The organism is Rhizobium indigoferae (genome assembly GCF_034554815.1).
Lineage (GTDB): Bacteria > Pseudomonadota > Alphaproteobacteria > Rhizobiales > Rhizobiaceae > Rhizobium > Rhizobium leguminosarum.
In genome coordinates this window covers 597,611-610,574 of sequence record NZ_CP140637.1, presented here as the reverse complement: position 1 = coordinate 610,574, position 12,964 = coordinate 597,611, and the positions used below count along the sequence as shown (strand labels likewise).

Here is a 12,964-nt window from a genome sequence, read left to right as displayed (position 1 = left end):
AGTTCACACCTATTCGTCTGAACCGCTCCAATTTGTTTAGGCAAATAACAGGGATTCAGCACAATTCCCGGCACCCAAACATCTAGCGCGGCGGCGCGATGCTGCCGCGCAGGACGAGATGACATCCGAGTTCCAGGCGATGGGCGGGCCGTTGCGGATCGTTGGCAATCAGCCTCTGTTCGATGAGCGCCAGGGCGGCGGCACCGAGCCTGTCGGTGGGAACGCTGATTGTCGAAAGCGGCGGACGGCTGAATTCGCCGGGGACGATGTCGTCGAAGCCCAGGACGGAGATCGCTCCGGGCACGCGTATGTCGCGATCGGCCAATGCCTTCAGGCAGCCGAGCGCCAGATTGTCGGCGGCGCAGAAGACGGCGGTCGCCCCTTTCATCGTGGGATCGCGGTCGAGCAGCGTGTTGATGGCAGCCTCGCCGTGCCTGGGCTCATATCCCTCGGCCTCGACGATCATGTCGTCAGGCACGGGAAGCTGGGCGGCGAAATAGGCGTCGGTAAAGCCGTCATATCGGCGCTGGATCGTTGTGCGGCCCTTCCAAGTCAGGTGCAGGATGCGGCGATGCCCGAGTGCGAGCAGGTGCTCGATGCCGAGCCTTGCCCCGAAGCGGTTTTCGGGGGTGACCGTATCGACCAGCATGGCCGGGTCTTCGCCGTTGACGATGACGACGGGCATATCAGGGGAGGCGAGGCTTCGGATGAGTTCCGGCTGATCATCGTTCAGAACCACGATGCCGTCGGCGCGCTCGGAGAGGGCGATCTGCCTGACCTGGGCGCCGTCGATGCGACGGCCGGTGCTGACAAAGGGCACGATCCTGATGCCGCGGCGCTCGCACTCCCTGCGAAGGCCGTTGAGGATCGTCCAGCTCACCAGGTTGAGGTCGCTCTCCGGCGCGGCATCGTCGGGAATGGCGAGAAGCAGGACGCGTAAGGTCGCAATCGTTGCCTTCTTCCTCCGGCGGTCGAGGTAACCCAGGCGTTTTGCCGAATCCAGAACCCTCTCGCGCACCTCGATTGTCAGCGGTGCGGTTCCGTTGAGTGCGTGCGAGGCCGTGCTCAGCGATACGTCAGCATCGCGCGCGACATCCTTGAGATTGACTTTGCGTTCCACTTTTTCCGTCACGAATTGAGGTCATACCTTCGAAGGCATGGCTAACTCGATGTTTTTACATAAAAACTTGAGAAAAGCTACGTGCCTTGCGCGGTATTTTTCGTCATTCGGCGATCAGTTCTTGGCAAGCAGGCCGTTGAGCAACAGGTCGAAATAGGCCCGCAGGAAGGCCTCCTTATTGGGAGTGGGCACGCGGCGGTCGTCGAATATCAGCCGCAGAACTGTTGTCGTCAGGATGGGCGCGACCACGATTTCGGAGAATTCCACCGGAATTTCGCGAAACTCCCCTGACGCCACACCCTCCAGAATGAGAGCGTCGACCTTGGCGATGATCGGCTCAATGAACTGATCGTGGTGGCGGTCGATCAGGTCGGGGAACCGGTGTCCTTCGGCAATGACGAGGCGCGTCAGCTCGCGAGTCGTGCGATCCTCGGCGATTTGGTCGTACAGCAGGCCGAGAATGGAAAGCAGCCGGTCGGTGGCGCTGCCGCTGAGGCTTGCGGTGATCCCCAGCAACTCCTGAAACGGCACGGAGAAGTGGTTGATCATGGCTTCGAAAAGCTTCTCCTTTGTCTCGAAGTAGACGTACACCGTACCCTTGGTGACGCCGACCCTGTCGGCGATGTCTTCGACGCGCGTGCCGGTGAAACCGCTTCTCACGAACTCCTCGAAGGCGGCATCCAGGATCTGGATGGGCCGCAGCGCTTTCTGTTCCGCGCGCGTGATCTTCTTCTGATTCTGAGCTGCCATTTGCCTCGCCTCCCGTGTTGCGCACGCCCTCGTTCCTGCGGCACAAAGTTTCATTGACTAATGCGTCAGTCAATTATATAGGAGCTGCCGTTGAGAGCAAGAGGTCAACTATGAGAACCATTCTGGTCGCCACAGCGATCGTATGCGCCATCGGTCTCGGATCATGCAGCGATGAGCGCGGACCGACTGAGCCAACCCCACGGCAGGTCGGCGTTGTCGTCGCCAAGCCTGAGCCGTTGGTCCAAGGTGGCGCAATCACCGGAGATGTCCGCGCCCGTGTCCAGACCGATCTGTCCTTCCGCGTCAGCGGCAAGATCATCGAGCGGCTGGTGGAGGTCGGGCAGTCCGTGAAGGCGGGGCAACTCCTCGCGCGCATCGATCCGGAAGAGCAGAAGGCTGACCTGGATGTGGCGGCAGCCAATCTTCAGTCGGCTGAGGCGCAACAGACCCAGGCGCAGCTCGCATACGACCGCCAGCAGAGCCTGTTTCGAACGCAGGTGACGACGCGTGCGGCACTCGACCAGGCGCAGGAGGCACTTCTGACCGCGCAGGCATCGACGAAGTCGGCGCAGGCGCTTTTCGAAACCGCCCAGGATACCCTGTCTTATACGGAGCTGAAGGCGGATGCCGACGGGGTGATCACCGCGCGCAACGCCGAGGTCGGGCAGGTGGCGCAGGCCGCCCAGGTCGTCTTCACCCTTGCCCATGACGGCGACCGGGATGCCGTCTTTGAGGTGGTCGAAAGCGCGTTCCTGCGCCCGATCGACGGCGACGGGACCGTGACCCTTCTGTCGAACCCAACGCAGAAGATCGCGGCGAAGGTTCGCGAGATTTCGCCGACGATCGATTCCTCCACCGGAACCATCAAGGTCAAGGTCGCGATATCGAGCGACGCTCCGATCCCTCTCGGCGCTCCCGTCGTCGGAAGGTTCAATTACGTCTCGCAGGACGTCATCCAGCTTCCCTGGTCGGCCATGACGTCCAAGGGCGGCAAGCCTGCCGTCTGGATCGTCGATCCCGCATCCTCTGCGGTTTCGGCAAGGGCAGTGGATGTCGCCGGCTACGAGACCGGCAGCTTCATCGTGAAGTCGGGCGTGTCGGAAGGAGATGTCGTGGTGACCGACGGGACCAAGTTCCTCAGGGCGGCTGAAATCGTGTCTTATGTCAAGGAAGCTTCCAAGTGAGTATTCGTTTCAACATAGTCGCACTGATGGTGGGCACGGCCCTGATCTCCTCTTGCGCACCGCAGGAGGAAAGCAAGGACGAAGCGCCCCGTCCCGTGCTGTCGATGACAGTCAAGCAGACGGCCGCTACGAGCCTGGGCCTGACCGGTACGATCGAGCCGACGATCGAGACCGAACTCGGCTTCCGGATTCTCGGACGGATGATTGCCCGCAACGTCAATGTCGGAGATCTCGTCAAGAAGGATGATGTCGTTGCCGCGATCGATCCGCTGGCGCTGGAGCTTGCCGTGCGCAACGCGCAGTCGGACGTGGAAAATAGCGACGCCCAGCTCAGAAACGCGGTGACGACGGAGCAGCGCCGGCGCGCGCTGCTGGAGTCGCGCTCCGGCACCGAAGCCTCGCTCGAGGAGGCCGAGCAGGCAAGGCGAACCGCCGCAGCCGCCGTCGCCAAGGCGCAGGCCAATCTCGACAAGGCCAGGGAGCAGCTCGGCTATGCGCAGCTTCGGGCGGAATTCGATGGCGTTGTGACGGCGACCTCGGCCGAGGTCGGCCAGGTGGTGTCGGCCGGCCAAACGGTCGTGACCATCGCCCGGCCGGACAAGCGTGACGCTGTGGTCGACGTGCCCCAGGCCGCCGCCCAGAAACTGAAAATCGGCGCGCCCTTCGAAGTGACGCTGCAGCTCGCCCCGACGATCCGCACGTCGGGAGTCGTGCGAGAGATTGCCCCGGAGGCGGAGACCGCCACCCGCACGAGCAGAACCAAGATCGCGCTCGCTGATCCGCCTGAAGCCTTCAGACTCGGCTCGGTCGTCACTGCTTCTGCAACCATCGCTGCAGATCCTGAGATCGTTCTGCCTTCCTCGGCAATCCTTGCCGGCAGCGACGGCCGGAGCGTCTGGATCGTCGATGCGCCCGCCAGGAAGGTATCGCTCCGCCGCGTGAAGATCGACGGCGACGTCGAAGACGGCGGCACCGTTCGCGTCACCGAAGGGCTCGCCCCCGGAGAAAGGGTAGTCGTGGCAGGCGTGCATAAACTTGAAGATGGCCAGGCCATCAGGATCGACCAGGAGATCAGCCAGTGAAGTCCTTCAATCTTTCCGACTGGGCGCTCGAACACCGTTCGCTCGTCTGGTACTTCATGATCGTCTTCATTCTCGCAGGCGCCTTCTCCTACGTGAAACTCGGCCGCGAGGAAGATCCGAACTTCACGATCAAGACGATGGTGATCACCGCGCAGTGGCCCGGCGCCTCCGCTGATGAGGTGACGCGGCAGGTGACCGACAGGATCGAGAAAAAGCTCCAGGAACTGGAATCGCTCGACTACACGAAGAGCGAGACTGTTGCCGGCCAGACGACCGTCTTCGTCGAGCTGCTACCGACGACCAAGGCAAAGGATGTCGCGCCGACCTGGCTGCGCATCCGCAACATGATCGCTGATATCAAGGGCGATTTCCCCACCGGGGTCGTCGGTCCTTTCTTCAACGATCGCTTCGGCGACGTCTTCGGAAACATCTACGCCTTCACCAGCGACGGGCTTACCCAGCGCCAGCTTCGCGATCTGGTGGAAGATGCCCGTTCCAAGGTTCTGACCGTGCCCAACGTTGGCAAGGTCGATGTGGTCGGCGCTCAGGACGAGGCGATCTATCTCGAATTCTCCACACGCCAGATCGCAGCGCTCGGGATCGACCAGCAGTCGGTCATCCAGACCCTGCAGGCTCAGAATGCCGTCACGCAATCCGGCTTCGTTGACGCCGGGCCGGAGCGCATCGCGTTGCGGGTCAGCGGACAATTCACCTCCGAGGACAGCCTGAGATCGATCAATCTCAGGATAAACGACCGCTTCTTTCCGCTGAGTGACGTCGCCACGATCAAACGTGGCTACGTGGATCCGCCCTCGTCGCTGTTTCGCTTCGACGGCCAACCGGCGATCGGGCTTGCCATCGGCATGAAGCAGGGCGCCAATCTTCTGGAGTTCGGCGAGGGGCTCGACGCGCAGATGAAGCGTGTCGTCGCTGACCTTCCGATCGGCGTGGACGTTCACCGCGTTTCCGATCAGCCGGCCGTTGTCGACGAAGCGGTGTCCGGATTTACCCGCGCGCTATTCGAAGCGATCGTCATCGTCCTGATCATCAGCTTCATCAGCCTTGGTCTTCGCGCCGGCATGGTGGTGGCGATCTCCATTCCGCTCGTCCTGGCGATCACCTTCGTGGTGATGGAATATTCCGGCATTTCGCTTCAGCGCATTTCGCTCGGCGCGCTCATCATCGCGCTCGGGCTGCTTGTCGACGACGCCATGATCGCCGTCGAGATGATGGTGGCCCGCCTGGAGGCGGGCGACGATCTCAGGAAAGCCGCCACCCACGTCTATACGTCGACCGCCTTCCCGATGCTGACGGGAACGCTCGTCACCGTTGCGGGCTTCATTCCGGTTGGTCTCAACAACAGTGCTGCCGGTGAATTCACCTTCACGCTTTTCGTGGTCATCGCGGTTTCGCTGATCGTTTCCTGGGTGGTGGCGGTGCTGTTCACGCCGCTTCTCGGCGTCACGATCCTGCCGAAGACGATGAAATCGCATCACGAGAAGAAGGGCCGCTTCGCTTCCGTCTTCTCTTGGCTTCTGGGGCTGGCGATGCGCTGGCGCTGGGTCACCATCATCCTCACGGTCGGCGTCTTCGGGCTTTCCATTGGCGGCATGGGGCTGGTGCAGCAGCAGTTCTTCCCGAACTCGGACAGGACCGAGCTCGTCATCGACTGGAACCTTCCCCACAACAGCTCGATTGCCGAAACCAACAGGCAGATGGCCAGGTTCGAAAAGGAGATGCTGGCCGACAACAAGGATATCGATCATTGGACGACCTATGTCGGCCAGGGTGCGCCACGCTTCATTTTGTCCTTTGACGTGCAGACGCCCGACGTGTCGTTCGGACAGACGATCATCGTCACGAAAGGGCTGGACGTGCGCGACAAGGTGCGGGCGAAACTGCAGGACTATCTGACGAAAACCTTCCCCGGCACCGACGCCTTCGTCAAGCTTCTCGACATCGGTCCGCCGGTGGGTAAGCCGGTCCAGTACCGGGTCACCGGCCCCGATATTCAAAAGGTCCGCGATCTCTCGCAGCAGTTTGCCGGCGTCATGGGATCACACCCGCTTCTGGCAAACCTGGTTTTGGACTGGAACGAGCCGTCCCGCGTGGTGAAGGTCGATGTCCTGCAGGACAAGGCGCGCCAGCTCGGCGTATCCTCCGAAGACATCGCCACCGCCCTCAACGGCATCGTCGAAGGCTCGACAGCCACCCAGGTTCGAGACGACATCTACCTGGTCAACGTCATCGGCCGCGCCAGGGCATCCGAGCGCGATTCCATCCAGACGCTTGAGAATCTGCAGCTCTCCACCTCCAACGGCAAGGTCGTGCCTCTCTCCGCCGTGGCGAATTTCCGCTACGAGCTCGAGCAGCCGACGATCTGGCGTCGCGACAGGCAACCCACCATAACGGTCAAGGCAGCCGTCGTCGGTCCGACGCAACCGGCCACGATCGTCGACCAGCTCAAGCCCAAGGTGGAAGAGTTCCAGAAAAACCTTCCGGTGGGATACAAGGTGGAAGTGGGCGGCGCGGTCGAATCCAGCGCCGAGGCTCAGGGGCCGATCGCAGCCGTTGCTCCGCTGATGCTGTTTGCGATGGCGACGATCCTGATGATCCAGCTGCAAAGCTTCAGCCGCCTCTTCCTGGTGTTCGCCGTCGCGCCGACGGCGCTGATCGGCGTGGTCGCGGCGCTCTTGCTGAGCAATGCTCCTATGGGCTTCGTCGCGATTCTCGGCGTGCTGGCGCTCATCGGCATCCTGATCCGCAACTCCGTCATTCTGGTCGTCCAGATCGAGCATCTGCGCAGCGAGGGAATGGCGCCCTGGCAGGCCGTCATCGAGGCCACCGAACACCGCATGCGGCCGATCATGCTGACGGCCGCGGCAGCCACGCTGGCGCTGATCCCGATCTCGCGCGAGATCTTCTGGGGCCCGATGGCCTACGCCATGATGGGCGGCATCGTCGTCGGAACGGCGCTCACCCTGCTGTTCCTGCCTGCGCTCTACGTCGCGTGGTTCAGGATCCGGCGGGATGAAGGCGTCGTCCAGGCCGATGCCGTGGCAGAGGCGTGAGCACGGGCTTCGACATCAATCGCATGCGGCCGTCGCGACGGCCGCTGCAGGTCCTGGCTTCCAAGGAGAGAACTCGATGACGGGCCAGCGGTTGAATGAGTTTCCGTTGGGGGCCAAGACGATGCTGGTCGCGATCGGCCTGGCGATGCTTGCCGGTTGCGCTACACGACCGTCGCCTGATGTGTTGAACCCGGTCCATCTGCCAGTTCATCTCAATGCATCGCTTCAATCCGATGAAGCCGCCTCGAGCCGCGTAAACGTGCTCGCTGCGACAAACAGGAACCCCGATACCGCGCGCGGCGGGTTCGGGAGCGCCTGGGCTGACAATCTCACCTACGAGCAATATGCGTTTTCGGTCCCTCCCAACCGGAAGGACACCGCGATCACATATCCGACCTCGATGCCGGATCCCGATCGCCAATTTGTCGTCATCCAGCGCAAGCAGCTTCCAAGGGACGCATTCGTAGAGGAGGCGCTCGCCTCCACGCAGTCCGATGGCACCGTCGGCATCTTCGTCCATGGCTACAACTATAGTTATCAAGAGGCGTTGTTTCGCAGCGCGCAGATCGCCGCGGACGCCAATATTCCGGGCTCTCCGATTCTGTTTTCCTGGCCATCGGCCGCCGCCGTCGCCGGCTATGTCGCCGACCGCGATGCGGCGCTGTCCTCGCGCAGCGACCTGGACTCGCTTGTCACCTCGCTCTCGGCTTCAGGAAATGTGAAACGCATCATCCTGTTCGGACATAGCATGGGGGGATTCCTGGTCATGGAGACCGTGCGCCAGCTCAAACTGCAGCATCGTGACGAGGTCATCGATAAACTGGCGGTGATCCTGGCCGCCCCTGACATTGACATCGATGTTTTCCGGTCCCAGCTGAAGGATATCGGGCGGATGCGGATCCCGATATCTCTTCTCGTTTCGAAGGACGACCGGGCGCTGGTGGCCTCGAGCTTCATAGCGGGAGAGCGGGCGCGCGTCGGACGTCTCGATATCGACGATCCCGTCATCAGGGAGGCTGCCTTGAAGGAAAGGCTTCGGGTCATCGATATCACGTCGATCCAGGCGTCCGACGGGTTAGGGCACGACCGCTACGCATCGCTTGCCAAGTTCGGCGCCCAGCTTGCCTCCTTCGAAAGCGGGAGACGGTCGAGCGCCGGCGACGTTGGCGCCTATGTCTTCGATGCCGCCGGCGCCGCAGTCGCAAGTCCGTTTCGCCTGGCCGGACGTGTCGTCGGCTCGCAATGATGAGAACTGGCGTCTCGGGCGAACGCCCTGGCTAATCCTCAGGCATCGTCAAGAGATGTGTACAATGTGACTATTAAATTGTCATCTGCACAAATGAAGAGCAGACTTCCGCCTGTGGTCGATTTGGCCTCAAGGATAGGGGAGGGCATTCATGAGCGTACGAAATCCGTCTCCCTCGTTATACAACGAGGATCTTGCACCCGCCGAGGAGCGTAAATGGGGTGCATTCAGCATCTTTAACGTCTGGACGTCAGACGTCCACAGCCTGTGGGGTTACTATCTGGCGGCGAGCCTGTTCCTGCTGTGCGGCAGCTTCGTCAATTTCGTCATCGCCATCGGCATCGGATCTCTGGTCATCTTCGTTCTGATGAGCCTGGTCGGCAACGCCGGCGTGCGCACCGGTGTACCCTTTCCGGTTCTGGCGCGCGCCTCCTTCGGCACGTTCGGGGCGAATGTTCCGGCACTGGTCCGGGCGGTGGTCGCCTGCTTCTGGTATGGGGCGCAGACCGCCGCCGCATCCGGCGCCATCGTTGCCCTGCTGATCCGCAACGACAACCTGCTTGCCTTTCACCAGAACAGCCACTTCCTCGGCCACTCGACCCTCGAGGTCATCTGCTACGTCATCGTCTGGGCGCTGCAGCTACTGATCATTCAGCGCGGGATGGAAACGGTTCGCAAGTTCCAGGATTGGGCCGGTCCGGCCGTCTGGATCATGATGCTGGTGCTCGCAGTCTATCTGGTCGCCAAATCAGGCACCTTCTCCTTCGGGTCCGAAATCCCGCGCGACGTGCTGATCGAAAAGACCAAGGATGCGGGCGTGCCGGGTGAGCCTGGTTCGATTGCAGCGCTTGCCGCCGTGGCCGCCACCTGGATCACCTATTTTGCAGCGCTCTACCTGAACTTCTGCGATTTCTCACGCTATGCAACGAGCGAAAAGGCGCTCAAAAAGGGTAATCTCTGGGGGCTTCCGATCAACCTTCTGGCGTTTTGCCTCGTCGCAGGTGTTACGACCACCGCCGCCTTTACGGTCTACGGAGAGGTGCTGCTGCATCCGGAACAAATATCGGCGAAATTCGACAGCTGGTTCCTGGCGCTGCTGGCCGCGCTGACATTCGCGATCGCAACACTCGGCATCAACGTCGTGGCGAACTTCGTGTCGCCGGCCTTCGACTTCGCCAATGTCTTCCCGCGCCAGATCAACTTCAAACGCGGCGGATATATCGCCGCCCTGATCGCTCTCGTGCTTTACCCGTTTGCTCCCTGGGAGACGGGTGCGGCGCATTTCGTCAATTTCATCGGATCGACGATGGGGCCGATCTTCGGCATCATGATGGTGGATTACTATCTCATCCGGAGAAGCCAGCTGAACGTCGAAGCGCTCTATCATGAGAATGGCGAGTTCCGGTTCCAGAACGGATGGCATGGCAATGCCTTCATCGCATTTGCGGTGGGCGTGCTCTTCTCATCGATCCTGCCGACCTTCACCACCATCCTGCCGGACTGGTGGGGAACCTACGGCTGGTTCTTCGGCGTCGCCATCGGCGGGGCGATCTATTTCGTGTTGAGAATGGGCGCGAGGCGCAATCCGGCCTTCGCGGCATGATCGAATGAAAGCGCCCGGCAATTGCCGGGCGCCTTTTCATATCTGGTTTTCTGCTGTCGCCTGTTTCAGCGGCGTGCGGCAACCGCATGCACGGCTGAACGAGCGGCGGGCTGCGCCATCGTTCTCGCCGTCGAGCGAAGGGCCGAGGAATGGCTAGTGGCCACATCGTCGAGCTTGAACTGGGCGATGAGCTCGCGAAGCTTCTGGGCTTCCTGCGCGAGCGAATCGGATGCCGCCGTCGACTGTTGCACCATGGTTGCGTTCTGTTGCGTGGTCTGGTCCATCCGGTTGACCGCGACGTTGACTTCGCTGAGGCCGATGGACTGCTCCTTCGCTGAGGTGGCGATCGAATCCATATGGTGATTGATCTGGGTAATGAAGCCGCCGATGGTCTTCAAGGCCTGGCCGGTATCGCGCACCAGCTTGACCCCGCCTTCCACCTCCTTCGAGGAGTTCTGGATCAGGCCCTTGATTTCCTTGGCCGCACTTGCCGAGCGCTGGGCGAGTTCGCGCACTTCCTGGGCGACGACGGCGAAGCCCTTGCCGGCTTCGCCGGCTCTCGCGGCTTCCACGCCGGCATTCAATGCGAGAAGGTTGGTCTGGAATGCAATTTCGTCGATGACGCTGATGATGTTGGAGATCTGCTGCGACGACGTCTCGATGCGTCCCATCGCCTCTTCGGCGTGGGAAACGACTTCCGCCGAGACCCCGGCGCTGCGATTTGCCTCCGTGGCCACCGTGCGCGTCTCCTCGGTTCGCTTGCTGGAGTTCGACACGTTCGCCGTGATCTCTTCCAGCGCGGCCGCCGTCTCTTCGAGCGAGGCGGCCTGCTGCTCCGTGCGCTTTGCAAGATCGCTCGCCCCGGAAGAAATTTCACGCGTGCCTTCGTCGATCGTGCCGATGCTGTCGGATATTGCTCTCAGCGTCGCGCCAAGCTGGTTGACGGACTGGTTGAAGTCATGGCGTAGCGCCTCGAAGTCGGGGGCGAAGGTCTCGCTGAGCTGGAAGGCGAGGTCGCCTGCGGCCAGCCGCTTCAAACCGGCGGCGAGACCCGAGGTAGCGATGCGCAGCCGTTCCGAGGCGTCAGCCTCCGCCTGCTGCTGGGCGGCAAGGCGATCGGCCTCCGCCCTGTTGCGGTTTTCGTCGGCTTCCATTGCCATCCGCTTGTTGGTGATCGCGGCCTGGCGGAAGATCTCCACCGCTCCCGCCATCGATCCGATTTCGTCGGCGCGGTCGGCGAACGGAATCTCTGAACCGGTGTCTCCCTCGGCCAGCCGCCGCATCGAGGCGGTGATGCCGGTAATCGGATTGGCGATGCCCGTCAGAACGAAGACGACGGCGCCGAGAACGAGCAATCCCGCAAAGCCGATCGCGGCAAACAGCTCGAATTCTATCGAGGCGAAGGTCTCCTTGCTGAGTTCGGCGGCCTTGTTGCTGCCGCTGACGTTTAGTTCGACCAGGGCCGCAGTTGCTTCTTTGAGCTTATCCGAATGCGAGCGCATCTCTCCACCCAGATATTGTCCGGCTTCCTCGGTCTTGTTGGCCCGGGAGAGGACGAGCAGTTGCGAGCTGCTGGCGATGTAGCCACCAACGCTCTCCTTGATCGTCTTGATCAGTTCGCGCTCGTGGTCGGATGAAGCCAGCGGGAGATAGGCGTCCACCGCTTTGCCAACTGTATCCTCGGCGACTTTAATGGCCTCTTCGCGCGTCTTCTTTTCTGCATCCGACTGCGCGATGATGTGATCACGATAGGCGAGGCGCAAATTCGCCATGGCGAGATTGATCGCCTGCGACGCCTGCACGCTCGGTAGCCAGTTGGTCGCAATTTCTTCGGTGGAGCCGTTCGTATTTCGAAGACCGTCGACCGCGAGATACGCGACAAGCCCGAAAAGAAGAGCTATGCCGCTGAAAATCAACAGCAAACTCGATTTTATGTTTGGACGACGCATTGAAAGCCCCCATCGAACATCCGGTTTCATATCGGATTGGCCAAGGACTTTTTTATCCAAAAAAATTTAACGATTTGTTCCATATGTAAAAACGCCGTTTACCAGTTTTCCGGAAAACTGCTGCCGCCTTCGCGCTCCGGCTCCCGCTAAAGCAGCAAAATGCCTATCGATGCTGCGGCACGGATGACAGGAGCCAAAGATGATGAAGCGCATATTTTCCGCCCTTCTTGCATTGATTCTTCCGGTGCAGGCAGCCGTTTCGCAACCCGCTGACGAGGCGGGGGCACGCAAAGCCCGGTCTATCGCCCAGCTTCAGTCGGAAGGCGTGCCAACCATCGATCATCTGCCGACCATCGAGCCCGAGAGCGAGAGCACTCGCCGAAATACAAAGGCTGTCGTTCAGCGCACGATTGCGCTAGCGATCGTTGCCGTGAAAGGCGAGACCGGCGACCACGAAATGGGTCAGGCTCTCATCCGGCAGTTCGACGCCGCAAGTTTTTTCACCCCGAAAGAACGGGTCTTCATGGACGATCCCGATCCCTCGGATCAGGACCGGACCAACTTCGCCTGGCGCTACGAGGGCGTGCACGTCATGTTATGGGCGCTCGGGATCACTTCCGATCTTGAACGCCCCGACCATATTTGCGACGTGCCATTCATTGCCAACACACTTCGCGAACTGGGAACCGACGGCCTGATGCGTCGTGCCAAGCTGCGTCCGCAGAAAGAACTGCTCGACGCTGCCGATCTCATTTACCGCTACGATTGGGCCGCAGTGAACGCGCGGCTGAAGGGAGAGGAGCCACCTGCCGGATTGGACAAGGGCGTGGTTTACGAACGGCATTATGCCCTCAACTGGCTGACCGGATACATGGATCAGGATTGGGACGATATTTCCACGGACACATGACGCCGCCCGGCGCCCGGCCACGACGAAGGCGCCTGGTCAGACCACGCAC

General features: G+C 61.3%; 9 protein-coding genes. 6 read left to right on the top strand and 3 right to left on the bottom strand.

Annotated elements, in window-relative coordinates:
* Positions 1–82 precede the first annotated feature (82 nt).
* Both U5G49_RS29325 and U5G49_RS29320 read right to left on the bottom strand, forming a co-directional pair.
* Positions 83–1,132: a LacI family DNA-binding transcriptional regulator gene (locus tag U5G49_RS29325; RefSeq protein ID WP_245268279.1), complete on the bottom strand. Its 1,050-nt coding sequence runs from the start codon at positions 1,130–1,132 to the stop codon at positions 83–85.
* Between the two features lie 102 nt (positions 1,133–1,234).
* A complete protein-coding gene (locus U5G49_RS29320) occupies positions 1,235–1,870 on the bottom strand; it encodes a TetR/AcrR family transcriptional regulator (protein WP_018245908.1) in 636 nt (211 codons plus the stop codon).
* 110 nt (positions 1,871–1,980) lie between these two features.
* Between U5G49_RS29320 and U5G49_RS29315 the strand changes: the two genes are divergently transcribed.
* The 5 genes from U5G49_RS29315 to U5G49_RS29295 all read left to right on the top strand — a co-directional run bounded on the left by U5G49_RS29315 (position 1,981) and on the right by U5G49_RS29295 (position 10,056).
* Entirely contained in the window at positions 1,981–3,054 is a 1,074-nt protein-coding gene (locus U5G49_RS29315; RefSeq protein ID WP_193442755.1) for an efflux RND transporter periplasmic adaptor subunit, read from the top strand.
* Positions 3,051–4,136, top strand: coding sequence for an efflux RND transporter periplasmic adaptor subunit (locus U5G49_RS29310; RefSeq protein WP_193442757.1), 1,086 nt, complete (start codon positions 3,051–3,053; stop codon positions 4,134–4,136). The genes U5G49_RS29315 and U5G49_RS29310 overlap by 4 nt, the downstream gene beginning before the upstream one ends.
* Positions 4,133–7,207: an efflux RND transporter permease subunit gene (locus tag U5G49_RS29305; RefSeq protein WP_193442759.1), complete on the top strand. Its 3,075-nt coding sequence runs from the start codon at positions 4,133–4,135 to the stop codon at positions 7,205–7,207. Before U5G49_RS29310 ends, U5G49_RS29305 begins: the two co-directional genes overlap by 4 nt.
* Positions 7,208–7,283: 76 nt before the next feature.
* A complete protein-coding gene (locus U5G49_RS29300) occupies positions 7,284–8,453 on the top strand; it encodes an alpha/beta hydrolase (RefSeq protein WP_193442761.1) in 1,170 nt (389 codons plus the stop codon).
* A 151-nt stretch (positions 8,454–8,604) separates the two neighbouring features.
* Positions 8,605–10,056 (top strand): NCS1 family nucleobase:cation symporter-1, encoded by a 1,452-nt coding sequence (locus U5G49_RS29295; RefSeq protein WP_193442764.1) that lies wholly within the window; start codon positions 8,605–8,607, stop codon positions 10,054–10,056.
* Between the two features lie 65 nt (positions 10,057–10,121).
* Here the strand turns inward: U5G49_RS29295 and U5G49_RS29290 are convergent, their stop codons facing one another.
* Entirely contained in the window at positions 10,122–12,005 is a 1,884-nt protein-coding gene (locus U5G49_RS29290; RefSeq protein WP_130748206.1) for a HAMP domain-containing methyl-accepting chemotaxis protein, read from the bottom strand.
* A 199-nt stretch (positions 12,006–12,204) separates the two neighbouring features.
* On the opposite strand from U5G49_RS29290, the gene U5G49_RS29285 reads away from it, so the two are divergent.
* Complete coding sequence (locus U5G49_RS29285) at positions 12,205–12,915, top strand: DUF4272 domain-containing protein (protein WP_130729588.1); 711 nt, start codon at positions 12,205–12,207, stop codon at positions 12,913–12,915.
* Positions 12,916–12,964 lie beyond the last annotated feature (49 nt).